Source organism: Pleionea sp. WD8-19 (assembly GCF_055326765.1).
The window spans coordinates 32,269-55,210 of record NZ_JBUZOU010000021.1 but is presented as its reverse complement, the minus strand read 5'-3'; the positions used below and the strand labels follow the sequence as shown (position 1 = coordinate 55,210).

At 43.1% G+C, this 22,942-nt stretch carries 23 protein-coding genes and 1 tRNA gene; 13 read left to right on the top strand and 11 right to left on the bottom strand.

Going from position 1 to position 22,942, the window contains the following annotated elements; genetic code table 11:
- Positions 1 to 1,069 precede the first annotated feature (1,069 nt).
- Positions 1,070 to 1,160: transfer RNA gene (locus ACTUJY_RS18820), tRNA-Ser, on the bottom strand.
- Between the two features lie 338 nt (positions 1,161 to 1,498).
- Here ACTUJY_RS18820 and ACTUJY_RS18815 point away from each other — a divergent pair.
- The 7 genes from ACTUJY_RS18815 to ACTUJY_RS18785 all read left to right on the top strand — a co-directional run bounded on the left by ACTUJY_RS18815 (position 1,499) and on the right by ACTUJY_RS18785 (position 5,148).
- Complete coding sequence (locus tag ACTUJY_RS18815; RefSeq protein ID WP_463617679.1) at positions 1,499 to 2,182, top strand: Bax inhibitor-1/YccA family protein; 684 nt, start codon at positions 1,499 to 1,501, stop codon at positions 2,180 to 2,182.
- A 105-nt stretch (positions 2,183 to 2,287) separates the two neighbouring features.
- On the top strand, positions 2,288 to 2,683 hold the full coding sequence (gene tusD / locus ACTUJY_RS18810; RefSeq protein ID WP_463617678.1) for a sulfurtransferase complex subunit TusD: 396 nt from the start codon (positions 2,288 to 2,290) through the stop codon (positions 2,681 to 2,683).
- 10 nt (positions 2,684 to 2,693) lie between these two features.
- Positions 2,694 to 3,047 (top strand): sulfurtransferase complex subunit TusC, encoded by a 354-nt coding sequence (gene tusC, locus ACTUJY_RS18805; RefSeq protein WP_463617677.1) that lies wholly within the window; start codon positions 2,694 to 2,696, stop codon positions 3,045 to 3,047.
- Entirely contained in the window at positions 3,044 to 3,328 is a 285-nt protein-coding gene (gene tusB / locus ACTUJY_RS18800; RefSeq protein WP_463617676.1) for a sulfurtransferase complex subunit TusB, read from the top strand. Before tusC ends, tusB begins: the two co-directional genes overlap by 4 nt.
- Positions 3,328 to 3,657 carry a TusE/DsrC/DsvC family sulfur relay protein gene (locus ACTUJY_RS18795; RefSeq protein ID WP_463617675.1) on the top strand — a complete coding sequence of 110 codons (330 nt, stop codon included), beginning with the start codon at positions 3,328 to 3,330 and terminating at the stop codon, positions 3,655 to 3,657. Before tusB ends, ACTUJY_RS18795 begins: the two co-directional genes overlap by 1 nt.
- 243 nt (positions 3,658 to 3,900) lie before the next feature.
- Entirely contained in the window at positions 3,901 to 4,512 is a 612-nt protein-coding gene (locus ACTUJY_RS18790; RefSeq protein WP_463617674.1) for an MlaC/ttg2D family ABC transporter substrate-binding protein, read from the top strand.
- Between the two features lie 39 nt (positions 4,513 to 4,551).
- Complete coding sequence (locus ACTUJY_RS18785; protein ID WP_463617673.1) at positions 4,552 to 5,148, top strand: MlaC/ttg2D family ABC transporter substrate-binding protein; 597 nt, start codon at positions 4,552 to 4,554, stop codon at positions 5,146 to 5,148.
- A 58-nt stretch (positions 5,149 to 5,206) separates the two neighbouring features.
- Here ACTUJY_RS18785 and serS read toward each other — a convergent pair whose 3' ends face one another.
- The 6 genes from serS to lrp all read right to left on the bottom strand — a co-directional run bounded on the left by serS (position 5,207) and on the right by lrp (position 11,834).
- Positions 5,207 to 6,487 carry a serine--tRNA ligase gene (gene serS / locus ACTUJY_RS18780; protein WP_463617672.1) on the bottom strand — a complete coding sequence of 427 codons (1,281 nt, stop codon included), beginning with the start codon at positions 6,485 to 6,487 and terminating at the stop codon, positions 5,207 to 5,209.
- Between the two features lie 24 nt (positions 6,488 to 6,511).
- Positions 6,512 to 6,904: a fluoride efflux transporter CrcB gene (gene crcB, locus ACTUJY_RS18775; protein ID WP_463617671.1), complete on the bottom strand. Its 393-nt coding sequence runs from the start codon at positions 6,902 to 6,904 to the stop codon at positions 6,512 to 6,514.
- Positions 6,904 to 8,232 carry a replication-associated recombination protein A gene (locus ACTUJY_RS18770; RefSeq protein WP_463617670.1) on the bottom strand — a complete coding sequence of 443 codons (1,329 nt, stop codon included), beginning with the start codon at positions 8,230 to 8,232 and terminating at the stop codon, positions 6,904 to 6,906. Before ACTUJY_RS18770 ends, crcB begins: the two co-directional genes overlap by 1 nt.
- A 32-nt stretch (positions 8,233 to 8,264) precedes the next feature.
- The gene (gene lolA / locus ACTUJY_RS18765; RefSeq protein WP_463617669.1) at positions 8,265 to 8,897 is read right to left on the bottom strand and encodes an outer membrane lipoprotein periplasmic chaperone LolA; all 633 of its coding nucleotides are present in this window, start codon (positions 8,895 to 8,897) and stop codon (positions 8,265 to 8,267) included.
- 27 nt (positions 8,898 to 8,924) lie between these two features.
- Entirely contained in the window at positions 8,925 to 11,225 is a 2,301-nt protein-coding gene (locus ACTUJY_RS18760; RefSeq protein WP_463617686.1) for a DNA translocase FtsK, read from the bottom strand.
- 132 nt (positions 11,226 to 11,357) lie between these two features.
- The gene (gene lrp / locus ACTUJY_RS18755; protein ID WP_463617668.1) at positions 11,358 to 11,834 is read right to left on the bottom strand and encodes a leucine-responsive transcriptional regulator Lrp; all 477 of its coding nucleotides are present in this window, start codon (positions 11,832 to 11,834) and stop codon (positions 11,358 to 11,360) included.
- Between the two features lie 136 nt (positions 11,835 to 11,970).
- Here lrp and ald point away from each other — a divergent pair, with 136 nt between their 5' ends.
- On the top strand, positions 11,971 to 13,089 hold the full coding sequence (gene ald, locus ACTUJY_RS18750; protein WP_463617667.1) for an alanine dehydrogenase: 1,119 nt from the start codon (positions 11,971 to 11,973) through the stop codon (positions 13,087 to 13,089).
- Positions 13,090 to 13,296: 207 nt separating this feature from the next.
- On the top strand, positions 13,297 to 14,253 hold the full coding sequence (gene trxB, locus ACTUJY_RS18745; RefSeq protein ID WP_463617666.1) for a thioredoxin-disulfide reductase: 957 nt from the start codon (positions 13,297 to 13,299) through the stop codon (positions 14,251 to 14,253).
- A 173-nt stretch (positions 14,254 to 14,426) separates the two neighbouring features.
- Here trxB and ACTUJY_RS18740 read toward each other — a convergent pair whose 3' ends face one another.
- On the bottom strand, positions 14,427 to 15,101 hold the full coding sequence (locus ACTUJY_RS18740; protein WP_463617665.1) for a flagellar brake protein: 675 nt from the start codon (positions 15,099 to 15,101) through the stop codon (positions 14,427 to 14,429).
- A 247-nt stretch (positions 15,102 to 15,348) separates the two neighbouring features.
- Here ACTUJY_RS18740 and aat point away from each other — a divergent pair, with 247 nt between their 5' ends.
- The 3 genes from aat to infA all read left to right on the top strand — a co-directional run bounded on the left by aat (position 15,349) and on the right by infA (position 17,160).
- A complete protein-coding gene (aat, locus tag ACTUJY_RS18735; protein ID WP_463617664.1) occupies positions 15,349 to 16,065 on the top strand; it encodes a leucyl/phenylalanyl-tRNA--protein transferase in 717 nt (238 codons plus the stop codon).
- A gap of 14 nt (positions 16,066 to 16,079) precedes the next feature.
- Positions 16,080 to 16,802 (top strand): arginyltransferase, encoded by a 723-nt coding sequence (locus ACTUJY_RS18730; protein WP_463617663.1) that lies wholly within the window; start codon positions 16,080 to 16,082, stop codon positions 16,800 to 16,802.
- Positions 16,803 to 16,941: 139 nt separating this feature from the next.
- Positions 16,942 to 17,160 (top strand): translation initiation factor IF-1, encoded by a 219-nt coding sequence (gene infA / locus ACTUJY_RS18725; protein ID WP_463617662.1) that lies wholly within the window; start codon positions 16,942 to 16,944, stop codon positions 17,158 to 17,160.
- Between the two features lie 135 nt (positions 17,161 to 17,295).
- On the opposite strand, the gene clpA is transcribed toward infA, so the two are convergent.
- The gene (gene clpA / locus ACTUJY_RS18720; RefSeq protein WP_463617661.1) at positions 17,296 to 19,572 is read right to left on the bottom strand and encodes an ATP-dependent Clp protease ATP-binding subunit ClpA; all 2,277 of its coding nucleotides are present in this window, start codon (positions 19,570 to 19,572) and stop codon (positions 17,296 to 17,298) included.
- A 32-nt stretch (positions 19,573 to 19,604) separates the two neighbouring features.
- Positions 19,605 to 19,931 (bottom strand): ATP-dependent Clp protease adapter ClpS, encoded by a 327-nt coding sequence (gene clpS / locus ACTUJY_RS18715; RefSeq protein ID WP_463617660.1) that lies wholly within the window; start codon positions 19,929 to 19,931, stop codon positions 19,605 to 19,607.
- 295 nt (positions 19,932 to 20,226) lie between these two features.
- On the opposite strand from clpS, the gene cspD reads away from it, so the two are divergent.
- Complete coding sequence (gene cspD / locus ACTUJY_RS18710) at positions 20,227 to 20,454, top strand: cold shock domain-containing protein CspD (RefSeq protein WP_463617659.1); 228 nt, start codon at positions 20,227 to 20,229, stop codon at positions 20,452 to 20,454.
- A 70-nt stretch (positions 20,455 to 20,524) separates the two neighbouring features.
- Here the strand turns inward: cspD and ACTUJY_RS18705 are convergent, their stop codons facing one another.
- Positions 20,525 to 22,753 (bottom strand): NADP-dependent isocitrate dehydrogenase, encoded by a 2,229-nt coding sequence (locus tag ACTUJY_RS18705; protein ID WP_463617658.1) that lies wholly within the window; start codon positions 22,751 to 22,753, stop codon positions 20,525 to 20,527.
- Positions 22,754 to 22,942 lie beyond the last annotated feature (189 nt).

Genomic DNA, 22,942 nt, shown 5'->3' with positions numbered 1-22,942 from the left:
TCAGCAACTGTGAAAATTACACCAAGTTCAAACAAACCTACTTACTAATGATATTGGTATTAATTGTGTTCTCAACTTTGTAAAAGGTGTTAAAGTGAAAAAAGCTCTACGGCACCCAGTACATCGAAAAGTACTTCAAATACAATGTAACACCGAATCACATCGCGAACTCACAGCTCTTTTAACATCACTCCCTACCACATAACAACACAAGTGTCAACCACCTTAAAAAGAAGCTAATTGAACCTCTTGCCCACAATATAGTTCTAATATTTGAATTACCGCTAAACGAGATAATAGATGATAAGAAAATGTTCAACTACTTATACAAGTAGCCAATAAAAAACGGAATGAATGCGATAAAAAACCAGTTTTTTCAGTGTCAAGTGACCCATTTATCATTTAGCTTCTGGTATAGTGCACCAAGTATTGTAGATAAATGTGGAGGTGAAAATTGAATTAAAAAGTAGAAATAGCAAAAAGCCGCCAAAGCGGCCTTTGATAGTTGAGGAATCTCGCCAGATAAAGCTCAACTAACTTTTAAAACAAGGCAAGGATTGCCCTATGTGCTACATACTGGCACGTTAGGATGCTATAAGAAATCGGACCAGTTGAACTGATTCGTCTTTTAAAGTGCCCAATGTGTAGCACGAGAGTACTTATGAAAGTATTTAATACTCATGGCGCCAATAAGCGCAAAGCAAAAAAGTTAAATCCAAAAAGATGGCGCTGGATCATTCCTTGGATTATTAGGCTGATAGAGCTGTGTTTTCGTAACTTGTAACTAGAGGCAGTGCCTAGCTAAATTGCTAGGCACTGAGTTTACACATTTGCAGCCAAATAATAATTTTCAAGACGTACAAGAAATAGACTTCCTAACTGAGTTAATTACTCGGTAACAATGGTGCTTTTATTATGCAAACATTAAAGCGAGCAATAAAGAGCATTCTGTACTTGTATATTTTTAATAAAGTAGTTGGTACTTCTATCACTTAGTGGACACTTTCATATGCAACGAATGCTGACTTGCAGGCAATAAAAAACCCAGCAATAGCTGGGTTTTTAAATATGGCGGAGAGTGTGAGATTCGAACTCACGGAGGGCTATTAACCCTCGACGGTTTTCAAGACCGCTGCCTTCAACCACTCAGCCAACTCTCCGAATTACTTTACGCGAGGGTATATTAGAGGTATGAATTAAGTCAAGAAGTACAACCCATTGTTTTAAAATAAGTTTTTTAAAACAATATCGGTTTTCAAGACCGGTGCATTCAACCGCTCTGCCATCCCTCCGCGAGGAAGGCGAATAATACTAGAAAGATGCCGAGAATCAAGCCTTTCATTGAACTTTTTCCGAGTTTTTTCATCCATTGGTTAGCAGTTAGCCAAAAGCGGCCATGAAATAATCGGCAACATGATATCACTTGTTATGAAACAAAAATTTGATATATTTGTCTGTGTTGTCAACTTAACTTTCTGAATTCCGGAGAAATGTCCCTATGGAACATAACGTGAATGTTGTTGATCGTGCTGGGTCTCGCAGCATTGAGATTAACAAAGTATTGAAAAACACTTACCTTTTATTAGGCGCAGCCATTCTATTTAGTGGGGTCATGGCTGGTGTGGCGATGGCAATGAACATTGCTCCTATTTCCCCTTGGCTTTATCTGGCTGTAATAATTGGCTTGCCTTTCGTTATGGCGAAAACCGCTAATAGTGGTGCGGGCATTCTTATGGTATTCCTGTTCACTGGATTCTTAGGTTTCTATGCAGGCCCGATCCTTAACTACTACCAAATGGCTTTCGGACCACAAATAATCGTTCAATCGCTCGGTTTAACCGGCTTAATCTTTTTCGGCTTGTCAGGCTATGTACTCACTACTAAAAAGGACTTCACCTTTATGCGTGGATTCTTATTTACAGGCCTGATGGTTGTATTTGGTATCGCGTTACTTTACTTCGTAGGCAACTACTTCTTTGGATGGTATATGTCTGGTCTGAGTCTTGCCATTTCTGCAGCCATGGTTCTGCTGATGTCTGGCTATATTTTATACGATACTAGCTCAATCATTCGCGGAGAACAAACCAACTATATACTGGCAGCAATGAATATATTCATTAACCTCTATGTACTATTTATGAATATTCTTCATTTGCTTTCCGCTTTCAGCGGTGACGATTGATTTAATATTTACCTGAACAAAATGATTAAACCCGGCTCAAAGCCGGGTTTTTTAATAACGCCTTATGATAAAATTAATTACAGTTAAAAAGACATTCCAATCAGCATGACCAAAACCTTCACCTTATTAGTTACCGGCGCACCCTACTCTTCACAGGCCCATTTTAGCGCTCAAGGTTTTGCCGAAGCTGTGTATCAGCAAGGTCATACAATCAATTGCGTATTTTTTTATGGTGATGCCGTTTACGTGGCCAACCGTTTATTGAATCCGGCCAATGATGAACCACACTTAGGTAATCGCTGGGCGCAATTGGCTACATTACACAACTTCCCACTTAAAGCATGTATTTCAGTAGCCAACAAACGTGGAATTATCAGCAAAGAGGACGCTGACTTAGCTAAATTAGAACACTATAATGTAATTCCTCCGTTTGAAATTGATGGCCTTGGTGCTTGGGTCACAGCCCTAAACACCAGCAAACACTCGGTTCATTTCAGCTGACCAGTCCGTTATGAAAATATTGTTTCTATTTAACAAACCACCTTATGGTCAGGACAACGCTAAAGAGTTGCTCGATATGGCGCTGGCGCATGCCGCATTTGATGACGAAGTCAGTCTATTATTTTTCGATGACGGTATCTGGAACTTGGTCGAAAACCAATTTCCCAAACTGGCCGGCATCAAAGAATTTACTCGTTTACTTAACGCTCTGGAACTTTACGATATCAACAATATTTACGTTTGTCAGGACTCCCTCATTCGTAACAAAATAGAAAATCAACAGCTCATGATTGAAGCAAAGCAGCTAAATTCCGAATCGATTCGACAATTAATCGACCATCATCAAAAGGTAATTAGCCTGTGAGTTGTTTGCACCTAATCAATCGTATACTTTCCGAGCAAGAGCAAAACAGACTGAACGGCGCTTTAAACGAAGGTGACGCTATTTTATTGTTCGAAGATGCTGTATATCAGGCCGTTCACAACGATTTTTTTGCTGAACATAACCTTTTTGTGCTTTCAACCGATGTCACGATGAGAGGGGTTGGCTCCGTTTCTGAGCATATTAAGCCAATCGCAGATTACTCTGCCATGGTTAAACTGGTTACACGCTTTGATAAAGTTTTAACCTGGACTTTTTGCTGATGCCAGACACTCTACCAGACTCGATTAAAACCGATAAAGAAGGCTATTTGCTGGATCCTAACCAGTGGAGTGAAATACTAGCCCCTTTGATTGCTGAAGCCGATGGCCTTGCATTGACCGATGATCACTGGGAGGTAGTACGGTATGTCCGTCGATTTTATGAAGAGTTCCAAACCAGCCCTTCGATTCGCCCTTTAGTGAAGTATCTCGCAAAAGAGTTAGGGCCAGATAAAGGCAATAGCCTCTATTTGCATAAATTATTCCCCAAAGGCCCAGCTAAACAAGCCACAAAAATTGCGGGACTTCCTAAACCGAAACGTTGCATTTAACCTAAATTAATCAATAAACCGCTTTAAATGTAAGATAACAATATAGAAATACTTAATAGCTTAAATGCGCCGCAATTCACTACAGAATGATTCAGCTGCAGCTAGCAGAACCATTCTGTATGCTGTCCAACGGATTAATTTAGGTTTAAAATACCGTTCAGTTTGAGTTAATCCTCTTAAAATAAACTTTGGCTACATGCCTTGAGGGCCAATTGGCCACGACAAGAAAATAAGGAACCCATAATGACCTGCTTGAAGAAAGTAATTTTTACAACCATTTCGTTATTTATCGCAACAGCATCGATGGCTGAAACGGAACCCAAAGTGATGCTGAAACAAGTGGCTGACAATATTGTGGGCTACCTAGAGACCAACAAAGACAAACTCAAACAAGATGAGTCGCTAGCTATTAACCTAGTAAAAAAAGAACTGCTTCCCTATATCGATCAAGAAGCTTTAGGTAGGCGCGTTCTGGCCAAAGAGTGGAAAAATGCGACCTCCAGTCAACAACAAGTATTTGTCGAAAAATTTGTTGATCTGGTAATAAAAACCTACGCAAAAGGTCTTGCGCAATACGATGGTCAAACTTTCGAATTTGAAGATACTGAATACAGCAAATCGGGTAAAACAGCCCGCGTAAAAAGTGAAATGAAGCAAAAAGAAGGCACTCCAGTTAAGATTGACTATTTACTTAAAAAGCCTGAAGGGTTGGACGAATGGCGCGTTGTGGATGTCAGCATCGAAGGGATTAGCATGGCCACGAGTTATCGCAATCAATTCGGCCAGCAAATTCAAAAAGACGGATTAAATTCTGTCATTGAAAAAATGAAAAACAACGAAATTGAATTGAAATAAAACCTGAAGTCAAAAACAATTCTAACCAGGTCGCAACTTATGAAAAAACTGCTGTCAACGTTGCTTATCTTTTCCAGTAGCTTGAGCTTTGCTGTAACAGCTCCCGAAGAGCTATTACAGCAAGCTGCTGACTCGATGATTCAACTATTGGATGAAAACCGGGAGCAGTTACAAACCGATGAAAAATTCGCGCACCAAATAGTGCGCGAACAATTGTTGCCTTTGGTCGATACTCAGGGACTCGGGAAACGATTATTGTCTCGCAAGGTGTGGAAAAACTTAACAGCGGAACAACAGGTACGCTTTACCAATGCTTTCATTAATCACTTAATCCGAACCTACGCTAAGGGCCTGGCTAATTATGATGATCATAAATTTAATTTTCTAAAAACTGACTTTTCATCCAGTAAAAAAACGGCATGGGTATACAGCGAAATCGTTTCCAAACAAAACGAGTCCTTTAGCATAATTTATACTCTAAAACACATGAACGGTAATGAAGATTGGAAAGTTGTGGATATATCAGTAGAAGGCATCAAAATTTTGCAAAACTATCGTGAACAACTAAAAAGCGTGGATGTTTCTGATGGTTTTGAAGCGTTATTGGCAAAGATTGAGTCTACGCAAGAACAGTAAAGCTGGATTTAAAGGACGGGTTTAAAACCCGCCCAAACTTACGATCACTTTATTTAGATCAAATTAATGCTTCACCGCCTAAATATGGCTGTAAAATTTCAGGTACTTCAATTCGACCATCACTGGTTTGATAGTTTTCTAAAACGGCGACAAGGGTTCTTCCAACAGCAAGACCGGAGCCGTTTAACGTGTGCAACAGTTCGGGTTTCCCACCGGATTGTCTGAAGCGAGCCTGCATTCGACGCGCCTGAAAATCGCAAAAATTACTGCAAGATGAAATTTCTCGATAGGTGTTTTGTGCAGGTAGCCAAACCTCCAAGTCATAGGTTTTAGCCGAACCAAAACCTATGTCACCACCGCAAAGCAATACCGTTCTAAATGGCAGCCCTAACAACTTGAGAATATTTTCAGCATGGCTGGTTAACTCATCCAGAGCTTGCATGGAATGATCCGGATGCACCATTTGCACCAGCTCCACTTTTTCAAACTGATGTTGCCGGATCAAACCTTTCACATCTTTTCCATAAGATCCGGCTTCAGAACGAAAACAAGGGGTATGAGCAACAAACTTTAATGGTAACTGCTCAATATCAACAATTTCATCTCTGACCAAATTGGTCACAGGTACTTCAGCAGTTGGTATCAAGTAAAGTGGACGATTGTCTTGGGTACTGCCTTTTACAGCAAATAAATCTTCTTCAAACTTGGGTAGCTGCCCAGTGCCCATCAAACTGTCACGGTTAACCATATAAGGAACATAAACTTCCTGATAACCATGTTTTTTAGTATGTACATCGAGCATGAATTGAATCAAGGCGCGATGAAGTCTTGCAATCCTATTGCGCATTACCACAAATCGTGATCCTGTCAGTTTTGCTGATGCGGCAAAGTCAAGCCCACTATCCATTTCACCCAAAGCGATATGATCTTGAATTTCAAAATTAAATGTCTTTGGCTCACCCCAACGGCGCACTTCCTGATTGTCATTTTCATCATTACCATCGGGTACGGAGTCATCCAGTAAGTTCGGTGTCGACAAGTGAATATCGCTGAGTTGCTGTTGAATTTCTTTTAATTGATGCTCTGCAGCCTCACGTTGTTTCTTAAGTTCGGCGACTTCGTCCAGAACCGATTGCACGTCACCGCCTTGCGCTTTGATCTGGCCAATCATTTTCGATTTGGTTTTGCTCTGGTTTTGCAACTCTTCAGTTTTCACCTGAATGCTTTTACGTTGCTCTTCCAGCTCGATAATTTGTTGTTTATCAAGTGCAAAACCGCGTCGTGCCAAATTCGCTGCCACGGTATCGAGTTCATTTCGTAATAATTTAGGATCTATCATCGAAAGCCTTTACGTCCTGATTTGTTATGATTGCGCTATTCTACCACCAATCCAGGCCCCTAAAAAAACCGCAATCAGACTAAAACTCATATTGAGCAGCACATTTATTGCTGCTTTTACCATTTGCTTATCCTGTACTAATACCCAAGTGTCTACAGAAAACGAAGAAAATGTGGTTAACGCCCCCAAAAACCCAACCATCACTGCAGCCTTGAGCACAGGAGAAACGTGTGCCTGCTGCCAATAAGCCATCAATATTCCGGCTACCAAACACCCTACAACATTAACCGTTAATGTCCCTATAGGAAAATCGAACCGGATCAAGTGCGGCAAATATTCTCGAACCCAAAAACGAACAACGCCACCTAATGCACTCCCAAATGCAACAGCTATCAAATAAATCCACTGGGGAGTCATTACTTGTGGTCCTTTCGGTGCTTTTGATTTTCCTGACGAAAACGGGTTAACTTTTCGCCAATTTGAATTTCTAAGCCACGATCAACCGGTTGATAAAACACTTGTGGTTTTACCTCATCGGGCCAATAACACTGCCCGGGTGAAAACGCATCAGGCTCATCATGCGAGTAGCGATAAGCCTGACCGTAGTTCATCGACTTCATCAACGATGTTGGTGCGTTTCGCAGGTGAACCGGAACGTCATATCCTGGATCGTTCTTCACCCACTCGCGAGCAGCTCCATAAGCTTTATACACCGCATTACTTTTGGCCGTTGATGCCAAAAAGCAAATGGCTTGTGCGACTGCCAACTCGCCTTCCGGCGATCCGAGCCGTTGCTGAGTGTCCCAGGCATTGAGTGCGAGCGTTAACGCACGCGGATCGGCGTTACCCACTTCTTCGCTGGCCATGCGCACCACACGACGAGCGATGTACAAAGGATCGCATCCTCCATCAAGCATTCGGCAAAACCAATAAAGAGCGGCATCCGGATCCGACCCTCTTACTGATTTATGCAGTGCCGAAATTTGTTCATAAAACAAATCGCCCGATTTATCAAAGTGGCGAACTCGTTCACCTACCACTTCGATTATATGCTGTTCGCTAATTTCTCCGTTTTGTGTTTGGGTCACAAAATCCGAAGCGATTTCGAGATAGTTTAACAGTTGCCTTGAGTCACCATGACAAGCGTTTATCAACAGTTCACTCGCACTTTCAGAAATACTTAAATTAAGTTTACCTAGCCCTCTTTCTTCGTCATCTAACGCGTTGTGCATTAAGTTACGAAGTTCTTCGGGCTGTAATATGGTTAAACGGTACACACGAGCACGCGACAGTAATGCGTTGTTTAATTCGAATGATGGGTTTTCAGTGGTCGCCCCAATAAACACAAAAGTACCGTCTTCTATGAAAGGCAAAAAGGCATCCTGCTGCGCTTTGTTAAAGCGGTGCACCTCGTCAACAAATAAGATACTTTTGGTGCCTTGAACTTGCGTTTGTTTTGCGGTTTCAACAGCACCACGAATCTCTTTAACACCGCTCATAATGGCTGAAATGGCAATAAACTTTGAGTGGGTTTCATTAGCAATCAGTCGGGCCAGTGAGGTTTTACCAACGCCAGGCGGCCCCCAGAGGATCATGGAATGCAGCTGATCGTTTTCTATCGATTGCCATAAGGGCTTACTATCGGAAAGAATGTGACTTTGTCCAATATATTCACTTAAGTTTCGAGGACGCATTCGATCCGCTAAGGGACGATAAGGTTGCTCTGTCTGGAATAGATCATCCATAGTAATTTTGATTTGTTGCCTTGTCGATTTGTTTAACGCGAATTGGCTTCTCGCGAGTCCACAACATCGACACCTTCAGGCGGTGTAAACTGAAACCGCGAATTATCGACATCTTGATTCAACTTTGCGTCGGTAAAATCCACTACAGTTTGTTGGCCTAAGGTGTCGAACAGCAAAATTTCCTTGAGGTTTTGCTCCTTAAATAGCACCAGCATTCTCTCAAACGCATAACCTTGCTCCAGAGGTTTTAACTCGAAAGTTTGAGCTGAATCATCGCCACTCACCAGTTTTTGAATGGCAAAGGTTTTCGACAAAGTCTCTGCATCGGCACCCAATAAAAAAACCGGTGTATTACCCATGGCTTTATTCAGCGTTTGTATATTAACTTGATCGAGATCCATATCGAATGTCCATAAGTTTTCACCATCGGAAATGATTTTCTGCTCGAAGGGTGATTGAGTATGCCAGATGAATTGATACGGCTTTTTTAACACAAATATTCCGCTGGACTTGTCCTTCACATTATTAAATTGATCTTTAATTTTTTGTTCAAACTTCGCTTCGAAACTTTCCGTTTTTTGCGTGATTGTTACCAACTCAGCAACATCAGAAGCAAAAACATTTAAACTGCACAAAAAGGCAACGGTTAACCAAACTTTAGTCATTAATTAAAACTCTCTAGTGTCTAAGGATTAATCTTTAGGAGGTGGGGGAGCAATAACTTCCCGCATGCCATTTGATTGCATTTCACTGACCACCCCAGCCGCCTCCATTTCTTCAATCATGCGAGCGGCACGGTTGTAACCTATTTTAAGTCGACGTTGTATACCAGATATTGAGGCTCTTCTGGACTCGGTGACAATTTGCACTGCTTGATCGTAGAGCTCATCGCGTTCTGCACTGGCTTCTTCGTCACTGCCTTTCGGAATACCCAACATTTCGGTTTCCGTCACCCCACAGGTGATGGCTTCTTCATACTCAGGCTCTCCACGTTTTTGCCAATCACCCACAACTCGATGCACTTCATCGTCATCCACAAATGCACCGTGAACACGAGTTGGAATGTTTTTCCCAGCGGGCAGATACAACATATCCCCCTGCCCTAACAATTGCTCGGCCCCCATTTGGTCGAGAATGGTACGAGAATCAATCCGCGACGAAACTTGGAACGCAATGCGGGATGGTACGTTGGCTTTAATCAACCCTGTAATCACATCCACCGATGGCCTCTGTGTCGCCAAAATTAAATGTATGCCTGCCGCTCGAGCTTTCTGAGCTATCCGCGCTATCAACTCTTCCACCTTCTTACCGACTATCATCATCATATCCGCGAGTTCATCGATAACAATGACAATTTGCGGCAAGGTTTCTAGTTCGGTCGGTGCTTCACTCATATCATCGGTTGGTGTCCACAGCGGATCGGTTAAAGGTTCACCAGCCTTTTCAGCATCACGAACTTTACGGTTAAAACCAGCAAGATTACGAACCCCCATTGCAGCCATCAATCGGTAGCGGCGTTCCATTTCAGCAACTCCCCAACGCAATGCATTGGCGGCTTCTTTCATATCGGTTACGACCGGCGCTAATAAATGTGGAATGCCGTCATAAACGGAAAGTTCCAGCATTTTAGGGTCAATCATAATAAAGCGTACGTCTTCCGGACCAGCCTTGTACAAAATACTGAGCAGCATGGCATTCAGGCCTACCGATTTACCTGAGCCGGTGGTTCCGGCAACGAGCAAATGTGGCATTTTCGCTAAATCTATGACCACCGGTAAACCAGAAATATCCTTACCTAAGGCCATACTCAAATTCGACTTAGATGAGTCAAACTCTTTGGAACCCACCACTTCTTTAAGACGTACAATTTCACGATGCTCGTTTGGAATTTCCAAACCGACATAAGGTTTACCTGGAATCACCTCCACCACACGCACACTCACCGAAGACAGTGCTCTTGCCAAATCTTTCGCCAGGTTTGTAATTTTACCGACCTTAACACCCGGCGCGAGATCCAGTTCAAATCGGGTGATAACAGGACCGGGATGCACCGCGACTACTTCTGCCTGAACATTAAAATCGGCCAGCTTCAGCTCAACCAAACGAGACATAGCTTCTAATGACTCTTCTGAGATCGGGTGTTTTGAAGGCATAGGCTCATCCAATAAATCCATTTGTGGTAACTCACCCACTACCGGTTCGTCAAATAGCTTTTGTTGCTTTTCTTTTACAGCTCGAACACTGGGCTCAATTTTATTAACCACGGGCTCGATACGAATCGGTTTGCGCGTTTCTCGCTTTTCCTGTTCAACAGCGATCGCTTTTTGACGCTGTTCTTTTTTCTCTTGATACTGTTTTTGTTCGGTGCGTTTTTCTTTAAATTCAGTCCACTTTTCACCTATCCAGTTAAACCCATTTAAGACGCCTGCGCCTATTTGATCCATCAATCGAAACCAGGATAAGCCAGTAAAGAGTGTAAAACCGGTTAAAAACAAGGCAAGTAAAATGAGTGTGGTACCCAGCGCATTAAAGGCAGCAATTAGAAAGTCTCCAATTAACTGACCAAAAACTCCGCCCGACGTGTAGCTGGGTTGTACAAGAGGATCAACAAAATTAAGGCTCGCAATCGCTGTACCCGCCATGAGTGTTAATGCAAACCCTCCGGAGCGTAATGCCCAATAGCGCCAATCGTGTTGCTCAATGAGTTTACGTTCACGAAAAATAAGGTAAGCCAGGTAGACAATCATGAAAGGAAAAACGTAAGCCAAATAGCCAAATAGCTGTAAAAAGACATCCGCAAGCCAAGCACCCGCACGACCTGCTGAATTTCGAATGGTTTCACCGGCTCCAGTATAACTCCAACCAGGATCCTGGTGATGATAGGTTGCCAACGCCAATAACAAAAACAAAGCCATGGCGCCTAGACAAATCACCAGCCCTTCTCGCAATCGCCAACTTAATGCCGCCGCGGTTTGAACCGGATCTGAATTCACTGCATTACTTTTTGACAAACTGACTACCTATTTTGCTTTTCTATTGTGTTCCATAGTTTGCATTATTCAGGTACTTTTAAACCTGACTTAGCGCATAATAACATGACTCTTTATTGTCGTTGAGGTTCGTTATTAACCGATATAAATTTCGGAAGTTTCCTTCACCTCTTCCATTACCACATAAGTTCGTGATTCGCTCACTCCGGGTAATGTGAGCAACGTTTCACCAAGTAATGTTCGATAAGCCGCCATATCAACAACTCTGGCCTTAACCAGGTAGTCAAAGTCACCGGAAACTAGGTGACACTCCAAAACTTCATTTAAGTCCTTCACGGCGTGTTTAAACTCATTAAAAACCGCCGGAGAAGTCTTTTCCAGTGTAATTTCAACAAACACCAAAAGCCCATACCCAAGCTTTTGTGGGTTGACCCGAGCACCGTATCCTTTAATAAAGCCGTCCTTTTCTAGCCGCCTAACTCGTTCCAGGCAGGGTGTAGCGCTGAGCCCAACCCGCTTGGCCAGTTCAACATTCGACAAACGGCCATCACGTTGTAACTCTCGCAATATCGACTTATCGATTCTATCGAGGATTCGTCCTTTATCAGCCATGATACCAGTCGCTTTCTCTTAATTTTACCTTAAAAGCAATATTTTATACTGTTTTCACTGTAATTAAAGTGAAATATTTTGTTCAGTTACGACTATACTTGCGCCTATCTTTTAGAGCCCGTTTTTGGAGAAAGTAATGCTAATTGGTGTACCGAAAGAGATCAAAAACCATGAGTACCGTGTCGGTATGGTTCCCGCCAGTGTGCGTGAACTGATCGCTCATGGCCATCAAGTTATCGTTGAACATAACGCCGGTATTGGTATTGGTTTTACCGATTCAGATTATCAAGCTGTTGGGGCGGAAATTCGACAAACGCCGGAAGATGTTTTTGCCGAAGCCGAAATGATTGTGAAAGTAAAAGAGCCGTTGGCCGAAGAACGCGCTCGTATTCGAGAAGGACAAATCCTCTTTACTTACCTCCATTTAGCCCCCGATTCTCCACAAACTCAGGATCTGATTAACAGCGGCGCAGTCTGTATCGCTTATGAAACGGTAACCTCAACGACCGGCGGTTTACCTTTACTAGCACCCATGTCTGAAGTTGCGGGTCGTATGTCCATTCAAGCGGGTGCGCAATGTTTGGAAAAATCGCGCATGGGACGCGGTATGTTGCTAGGAGGTGTACCCGGAGTTTCGCCTGCTAAAGTGGTTATCATCGGCGGTGGTGTTGTGGGTAGCAATGCAGCACAAATAGCTGTTGGTATGGGCGCACAGGTCGTATTACTGGATCGAAACATCGACGTGTTACGTCGAGTCAATGTGCAATTTGGTGCCGCAATCGAAACCGTTTTTTCCAGTAAGGATGCCTTAGAGCGCCATGTTCTAGAAGCTGACTTAGTCATCGGGGGCGTACTGATCCCAGGTGCCGCAGCGCCCAAATTGGTTACTCAGGAAATGGTCCATCAAATGAAACCGGGTGCCGCGGTGGTTGACGTTGCTATCGATCAAGGCGGATGTTTTGAGACATCCAAAGCGACCACTCATGCTGAACCGACCTACCTCGTTGATGACGTCGTCCATTATTGCGTTGCGAATATGCCCGGTGCAGTGCCGCTCACATCGACTTTTGCGCTGAATAATGCCACTCTACCTTACATCATTGCGTTGGCCAATAAAGGTTACAAACAGGCTTTAGCAGCCGATGCGCATTTGCTAAACGGCTTGAATGTGTATCGCGGTCAAGTCACTCATCAAAGCGTGGCTGACAGTCAAAAACTCCCGTTTGTTGACCCTCGCCAGGCTCTGGGTTTATAACCTTTAGCAAAGAATTTGAGCGACTTAACAACCGTCGCGCTTTCGACTAAGCCATCTCCGGATGGCTTAGTCTTCTCAGCAAAAACAATAATTTCTTCAATCATTGAAAAAATTCATTACAGAAATCGCCGCTTTAACATTGTCCCTCGCGAAGTTACTCATTATAGTAGCCACTAAATTTAAACAGATATTGTTTGGAGCGATTGAATGAGCGAAGTTAAACACTGTCGCCTGTTGATTTTGGGCTCAGGCCCTGCGGGTTATACCGCTGCAGTTTACGGTGCACGTGCAAATCTGAACCCTGTAATCATCACAGGTATGCAGCAAGGCGGCCAACTTACCACCACCACCGATGTCGATAACTGGCCCGGAGATGACGAAGGTGTTCAAGGTCCGGAACTGATGCAACGTATGGAACGTCATGCCAAGCGCTTTGGTACTGAAATCATTTTCGACCATATAAACGAAGTTGATTTGAAAAACCGACCTTTTAAGCTGAAAGGCGATTCGGGCAGCTACACCTGTGATGCCTTAATTATTGCCACCGGCGCTTCTGCCAAATACTTGGGTCTTGAATCAGAAAAAGCCTTTATGGGTAAAGGTGTTTCCGCTTGTGCTACTTGTGATGGTTTTTTCTATCGTGACCAAAAAGTCGCCGTTATTGGCGGTGGAAATACAGCTGTTGAAGAAGCGTTATACCTTTCCAATATTGCGTCTGAAGTTCACCTGATCCACCGGCGTGACGATGTACGTTCTGAGAAAATTTTACGCGATAAACTTTTAGAACGTGCTGAAAAAGGCAATGTCACCATCCATTGGAACCGAACCCTAGAAGAAGTCGTCGGCGATGATATGGGCGTAACCGGTATTAAAATTAAGAGCACGGAAAATGGCTCTGTTGAAGATCTTAGTGTACACGGCGTATTTATCGCCATTGGTCATCAGCCCAACACTCAAATTTTTGAAGGACAGTTGGAAATGAATGGCGGCTATCTGAAAATTGAGTCGGGCTTACAAGGCAATGCGACTCAGACAACCGTTGAAGGCGTATTTGCTGCCGGTGACGTTGCCGATCATGTTTATCGCCAAGCGGTTACCTCTGCCGGAGCAGGTTGCATGGCGGCATTGGATGCTGAAAAATATTTGGACGACTTGGAAAAGTAAGTTCTAAGTTCTAAGTTCTAAGTTCTAAGTTCTAAGTTCTAAGTTCTAAGTTCTTACAAAATTATAGCCTATCTGTAGGGTGGATTAGCGATAGCGTAATCCACTCTACAAGTTCCGCAAGACTTGAAAATAAGAGCTTCCTTTTACTTCGCTCCCCGCTCCTTTCTATAAAATCACAACATATGCAATGAGCGTAAAATTTCCTGATAAACAAATGCCTTTAACAAAAGCCGATCGTCGTCATCGGTAAAGTTAAAGTGAAACCCGTACCAATTGACGACCGAGTCGGTTCCAGGTTTGCCCACTTCTTCGGTTTTTCCTTTATTTCTCACCACACAATCCAGAGTGACTACTTTTTCAACCTCATCCAGGTTTAACGTCATGGTCAAACTGATTTCATCTCCGATCAGAGCTACTTTTTTATTGCACTCGAATCGCCCACCTAACACACTTAAGTTAGAAACGGTGACTTTAATCGGGTTACTTTTGTGCGTTTCATTAATAATAGTGGCCGAAATTTCAGTATTCACCCGAACAGCATTTCGCACCTCCACAGCTTCTACACTTTTTGGCATTTCAAGATGTACGTAAGGCTTTGGGCTGGTACACATTTTTAATACTTTTGCCGAAAATCCACTGGCAACGTGACTAACAACAAAGCGCAAAGTCACCATTTGCTCTTCTTTTAAAAAAATGGGCACGCCTTTACGTTCCGATGGCGCCGATATCATAACGCTATAATCCGGTAAAAAACCGAGCAACTTAACTGGAAATCGGACTTCAGAGTCAGCAGAAATCTGCAACTGCATCACATCGCCCATTTTTAATCCAAGATCGGAAAATCGCATTAAAGTTAACTTCCTAACGCCAAACCGGGATAAGTCTTCAATGGTCAAAAAAGCTGTTAAACGTTTTTTTTGGTTAAATCAATGGTGACTTATTAACCATTGCTCGTAAGAGGTACTTTAAATGGTGGCAAAAATAAAACATTTAACAGCTTTAACCTTTAACTTTACTTATTCCGAGTTATGGTTTCCTATTAAAATCAAGTTATTTCTTTTAATAATAGTCTGTTTTAACAGTAAACGAGAAAAGATGGGCATTGAATTACCTCTAGTCAGAAGAACAGAAGACTTTCCTGATGTAAATCAGGCGATGAATGATCCCAATGGCTTACTAGCGTTTGGTGATCGATTAAACAACCAGCTTCTTGTTGGTGCCTATTATCGAGGCATTTTTCCCTGGTTTAATCCCGGCGAACCCGTTTTTTGGTGGAGTCCGGATCCGCGCGCTGTGTTTTATCTCAACACACTAAAACCATCCAAGTCTTTAGCAAAACGGCTGCGCAAACAACACTTTAGAGTGACGCTCAATCAAGATTTTACTGGCGTTATTACCGGTTGTGCGGAAACTCATTTTAATCGGCAGGAAACGTGGATCACCGATGAAATGAAACAAGCTTACTCCAGTTTACACCACCTTGGGTACGCACACTCGGTTGAAGTTTGGGACGACGACAAACTGGTTGGCGGGCTTTATGGTATCAGTTTAGGCTGTCTTTTTTTCGGAGAGTCAATGTTTCATCGCGCAACAGACGCTTCGAAAGTTGCCTTGCATTATCTCGCAGCGCACTGTTTATCAGAAGGTTTTCCGATCATCGACTGTCAATTGCCCAATCCGCATCTCAAAAGCCTTGGCGCAAAAGAAGTTTCACGCAAGGAGTTTCTAAGCTATCTTTATAAATATCGAGATGAAAAAGTCGAACAGAATTTTTGGTTAAAAAAAGAACTGAGTAACTTGTATCACTTTTAACAGGAAGCGATGTTGTGCAACAAGATCCCAATGATGAGTTATTAAAGTTAACTTTTTATGCAACACCCGCACACAGTTGCTCATATATTACCAAGCAGCAGGCAACAACCGTTTTTCTCGATCCTGAAAAAATCATCAATAAAAAACTCTACACACGACTCAGTGAAACCGGCTTTCGACGTAGCGGAATGCATATATACAGACCCCATTGTGAAACTTGCAGAGCCTGCGTACCTGTACGCGTTCCGGTACATAGCTTTAAACCCAATCGAACTCAAAAACGGTGTCAAAAAAAGGGAGCCGCTTTTGAATATCGTTTAGAACCAGCAACATATTCTGAACAGCATTATCAACTGTATGAGCGATACTTGAGTAACCGACATGCTGATGGCGATATGTACCCTCCCTCTCAGCAACAGTATAAAGAGTTTTTATTCAGTGACTGGGCCTCCACTCGCTTTTTATCGTTTTATCACCGCTCGAAGCTGATCGCCTGTTCAGTGGTCGATATCCTTGATAATGGCTATTCTGCCGTTTATACCTACTTTGATCCCGAGTATGAAAAATACAGCTTAGGTCGACTGGCTATATTGACATTAATCAACCTTGCTCGAGAGCAAGATTTGGAGTTTGTTTATCTTGGTTATCTGGTTAAGAACTGTCGCAAAATGAAATATAAGTCGGAGTATCGCCCTCTAGATTGTCTGATTGGTAACCGCTGGATAAAACTCAATTAATTTTCGACAGCTTCTTTTACCTGTAAATCTTCGCTTAAGTTTCAAAAAGTACGTTAAATCATCAAATTATTTTGATTATTTCCGCACATTAAGGCATCATTACGCGCTCAAATTTTGGTGAAAAAGGTTATAAAACTCGATGGCGAAAGAAGACCATATAGAAATGGAGGGCACGGTACTGGAAACCCTGCCTAATACTATGTTCCGGGTAGAACTGGATAACGGTCATGTTGTTACGGCCCACATTTCTGGCAAAATGCGAAAAAATTACATTCGGATCCTTACAGGTGATAAAGTAACTGTTGAAATGACGCCCTATGACTTATCCAAAGGTCGTATTGTTTTCCGAGCAAGATAACCCTTCTTACCACACGCTTCTGAGTCTTATTCCTTATTCTTACCGACTTCAGTAGTAAGCACTTCAGAAAGTAAAAAGCCTGGAACGGGTTAGGTTTCAGGCTTAATTAAATGATTTCGATGAACGGTGACCCGCTTAACTGACGGCAACCTCCTCTTTACCGTGCATTTCAAAAGTCAATTCGTCAGCGCCAGCTTCCAAGGTTACTTTAACTTGTCCCCCGCTGGCCAATCGACCAAACAGCAGTTCGTCGGCTAATGGTTTTTTCAACTTTTCACGAATCATCCGAGCCATGGGTCGAGCGCCCATATTGGCATCAAACCCTTTCTCGCATAACCACTTTCTGGCAGATTGGGATACTTCAAGGTTTACGTGTTTGTCATCTAACTGGGTTTGCAACTCAACGATAAATTTGTCAACGACAGACAACAGCACGTCTTCACTCAATCCCTTGAACCAAACGATGGCATCGAGACGATTTCGAAATTCAGGCGTAAAAGTTCGGTTAATCACTTCGATATTGTCATTCTCTTTTTCATTTTGCTGGAAGCCAATCGACGGCTTGATCAGTTCCGCTGCACCGGCGTTAGTGGTCATAACTAAGATGACATTACGAAAATCTGCTTTTCGCCCGTTATTGTCCGTCAAGGTGCCGTGATCCATTACCTGTAATAACAAGTTATAAACATCTGGGTGCGCCTTCTCAATTTCATCGAGTAACACGACAGCGTGCGGGTTTTTACTGACGGCTTCGGTTAATAAGCCACCTTGATCGTACCCCACATACCCAGGAGGCGCGCCGATTAAGCGTGAAACAGTGTGGCGCTCCATATACTCCGACATATCGAAGCGAATCAACTCAATGCCTAATACTTTCGCGAGTTGACGAGTGACTTCGGTTTTGCCGACACCGGTAGGTCCAGCAAACAAGAACGAGCCGACCGGCTTATCTTCTACACCCAATCCAGAACGTGACAATTTGATTGCATTGGACAAGGTGTCAATCGCTTGATCCTGTCCAAACACCACCATTTTCAAGTTACGCTCCAAATTCAATAATGAGTCCTTATCGGACGCAGACACGGTCTTCGGTGGAACTTTTGCTATTTTGGCAACAATATTTTCAATATCGTGAACGCCAATCAGTTTTTTGCGCTTCGATGTGGGTTGTAAACGTTGATTTGCTCCCGCTTCATCGATCACATCAATGGCTTTATCTGGTAAGTGGCGATCGTTAATATACCGCGCAGACAATTCGGCCGCTGCTCGAATAGCTGGAGACGAGTATTTCACATCGTGATGATTTTCGTAACGAGACTTTAAGCCTTGCAAAATCTTGATGGTTTCTTCAACACTCGGTTCATTAATATCAATTTTCTGGAAACGACGAGCTAAAGCACGATCTTTCTCAAAAATACCTCGGTATTCTTGGAACGTGGTTGACCCCATGCAACGCAACTCGCCACTGGCCAGCATGGGTTTAATTAAATTGGAGGCATCCATCACACCACCTGATGCCGCACCAGCACCAATAATGGTATGAATTTCATCGATAAATAAAATGGCTTGTTTTTGTTTTTTCAAATCAGCCAGTAGCGCTTTAAGCCGCTTTTCAAAATCGCCGCGATATTTAGTTCCGGCTAACAAAGCACCAAGATCCAGAGCATAAACGACCGCATCTTGAATAACTTCGGGTACTTCTTCATCAACAATTCGTTTGGCCAAACCTTCCGCGATAGCCGTTTTACCAACGCCAGCTTCACCGACAAATAAAGGATTGTTTTTACGGCGTCGACACAACACCTGTACCGCTCGCTCCAGCTCATCACCTCGCCCCACCAAAGGATCAATGCGCCCCTCTTTTGCTAACGCATTTAAGTTTGTCGCGAAAGATTCAAGCGGAGATTTAGCGGCATTTTCCGGATTGGCCTCTTCTTCAATATCAGATGACGAATTGGTTTCGACTTCTTCGTCTCCTACTTTGGAAATACCGTGAGAAATATAGTTAACGATATCGAGCCGGGTAATTTTTTGCTGTTGCAAGAAATAAACAGCCTGACTTTCCTGTTCGCTGAAAATAGCAACCAGAACATTCGCACCTGTCACTTCTTTTTTGCCCGATGACTGGACATGAAATACCGCGCGTTGCAAAACTCGCTGGAAACCTAAAGTCGGTTGAGTTTCGCGTCCTTCATCGTGTTGTGGAATGAGCGGAGTGGTTTCATCGACAAATTCCGACAATTGTTTTTTCAACTCGGAAATTTCCGCTCCGCAGGCTTGCAGAACATTCGACGCAATCATATTGTCGAGCAAAGCGAGCAGCAAATGCTCAACCGTCATAAACTCATGACGCTTATCTCGTGCCTGTTTGAACGCAAGATTTAATGTCAATTCCAGATCTTTACTCAACATAATGACTACACCTACTTACTGCTGAACATCTGTTATGCCTCTTCCATGATGCAGAGCAGCGGATGTTGGTTTGCTCGGGCATATTCATTGACCTGCACTACCTTGGTTTCCGCTATCTCACTTCGATACACGCCGCAAACGCCCTTACCATCGTAGTGCACTTGCAGCATAATCTTTGTTGCTTCTTCTTTGTGTTTACCGAAAAACTTCATAATAACCTCGACTACAAAGTCCATCGGTGAATAATCATCGTTTAATAAAACCACTTTATACAATGGCGGTGGCTTTACTTCGGGCTTGGACTCTTCAACGGCCAATCCCTGATCGATTTCCCAATCGTTCTGATCTTGCTGACTCATATTAAGTTTAGAATACCGCTGCTAAGTTTGCTGAAAAATAATAAATGAGTACCGCAATACGATATATCGGCCTGTCCGAATAAAATTAAAGTATTGAGGTTCAAACTCTAAGAATAACATAAGGCTGATGTTAAATGGGTATCAAATTAGCAACTTTCAAGCAGGTATATTAATTGACCACTTGACAATGTACATTTTTTATGCAAAACATTGTCATGGTGCTTCAAATCGTAATAAATATCAAAAAGTTAGCGGTTTGAGATGTGATCACTGTTCAGGATAGAGGAAAGTAGTTATGCCTACGGGAACCGTCAAATGGTTTAACAACGCAAAAGGATACGGATTCATCCGTTCCGACAATGGTGACGAAGATATCTTCGTCCACTACTCAACCATAAACATGGATGGTTATCGCAGCCTAAAGGCTGGACAGGAAGTTGAATTTGAAGTTAGCGAAGGTCCGAAAGGATTACATGCTTCGGGTATTGTGCCCAAGCATGCCACTAACCGACAAGAAGAGTAGCGTTAAGGCTCCGTATGGAGCCTTAATTTTTTCACTCATAACAAGGGTTGTATACCGACAAATAGCCTTGTTAGAGTTCGGTAATTGCCTGATTGAAGGTTGCACTGGGGCGCATGGCTGCAGACACTTTTGCTGCATCCGGTTTGTAATAGCCGCCAATATCCATCGGCTGCCCTTGAACCTGGTTCAACTCTTTAACAATAACTGACTCCTTTTCAGTAAGGGTATTTGCCAGCACTTTAAAACGTTCTGCAAGCTCTGAGTCTTCAGTTTGAGAGGCCAATGCCTTTGCCCAATACAGCGTCAGATAAAAGTGACTGCCACGGTTGTCTAACTCACCAACCTTGCGCGAAGGTGACTTGTTATTCAGTAAAAACTCGCCGGTCGCTGTATCTAATGTTTTACCTAAAATGGTGGCTTTTGGGTTATTAAAGTGATTCCCCAAATGCTCAAGAGAAACCGACAGCGCCAAAAATTCACCGAGCGAATCCCAGCGTAAGTGATTTTCCTCTACAAATTGTTGGACGTGCTTAGGCGCAGAACCACCTGCCCCAGTTTCAAACAGCCCACCACCATTCATCAAAGGCACGATCGACAGCATTTTCGCACTGGTGCCCAGCTCTAAAATGGGGAACAAATCGGTTAGGTAGTCACGCAATACATTACCGGTAACAGAAATGGTGTCCTTGCCTTCTTTCATGCGCTGCAACGAAAAGCGAGTCGCTTCTTTCGGCGCCATGATATGAATTTCAAGGCCATCAGTATCGTGATTGGGTAAATATTGTTTCACTTTGGTGATGAGTTGCGCATCATGAGCGCGGTTTTCATCGAGCCAGAATACCGCCGGATTACCAGTTGCGCGTGCTCGATTAACGGCCAGCTTCACCCAATCCTGGATTGGCGCATCTTTCACTTGGCACATACGGAAGATATCGCCCTGCTCCACAGGTTGCTGCATCAACACATTACCATCATTATCAACAACTCGAATGGTTCCTTTTCCTTTTGCCTCAAAAGTCTTGTCGTGCGAGCCGTACTCTTCTGCTTTCTGTGCCATCAGACCAACATTGGAGACGGATCCCATGGTTGCTGGATCAAATGCGCCGTTTTGCTTACAGAAATCAATGGTTTCCTGATACACCCCGGAATAACAACGATCCGGGATCACAAACTTGGTGTCTTTTTGTTTGCCATCTGGCCCCCACATTTGACCGGATGAGCGAATGGCCGCAGGCATAGAAGCGTCGATAATAACATCGCTCGGCACATGTAAATTAGTTATTCCCTTATCAGAATCGACCATCGCCATAGCTGGACGATTTTGATACACTTTTTCAATATCGGCCTTAATTTCAGCCTGTTTGTCTTCCGGTAACTGTTGCAGCTTGTTGTAAACATCGCCAATACCGTTGTTGGCATCCACTCCAATCGACTCAAAAGTCTCCGCGTGTTTTTCAAATACGTCTTTGTAGAATACTTTTACCGCATGACCAAACATGATGGGGTCCGACACTTTCATCATGGTCGCCTTTAAATGTAAGGAAAACAGCAGATCGTCCGCTTTCGATTGCTCAATTTGCTCAGCAATAAACTGCTGCAATTGCTTTGCACTCATAGCCGCACAATCGATCACTTCGCCAGCCAATAATGGTGTGTTTTCTTTGAGCACCTGGGCATTACCCGACTCATCGATAAACTCAATATTGACACGGGTTGCTTGTTCAATCGTTACTGATTGTTCGCTACCAAAAAAGTCGCCCTGAGTCATGCTGGCCACATGCGACTTAGAACTTGAAGACCAAGCGCCCATAGAATGAGGATTATTTTTCGCATATTGTTTAACAGATGCTGGAGCACGACGATCGGAATTACCTTCACGCAAAACCGGATTCACCGCACTGCCCTTGATTTTGTCGTAACGTGCTTTAATTTGCTTTTCTTCGTCTGTGGTAGGTTCTTCCGGGTAATTCGGTAAGTCGTAGCCTTTTTCCTGCAACTCTTTGATGGTTGCCTTTAACTGCGGAATGGATGCGCTGATATTGGGTAATTTAATGATGTTCGCTTCCGGCTTTTTCGCCAGCTCTCCAAGATAAGCCAAATCATCCGATTGCTTTTGCGCTTCGTTGAGCTTTTCAGGAAAGTTGGCAATGACTCGTCCGGCCAACGAAATGTCTCGCGTTTCCATTTCAATGGCGGAAACTTTTGTAAAGGCTTCAACGATAGGTAAAAATGAATAAGTCGCCAGAGCAGGCGCTTCGTCAGTCAGAGTATAAATGATTTTTGATGTTGTCATTGCCATTCCCATTTGCAGGTTAATTTTCGTTCAGGTTTGTATTTACCGCTCGAAAAGTCGCACGATATAAACCATTTACGAAATTAGAATGAATCGATATTAAAACGGCGGCATTATACGCCAAAATCGAATTAACTGCACTGCACAAAAGAGGTTATAGAGTTACAATAAACGCTAAGCCTCTCACGAAGACTT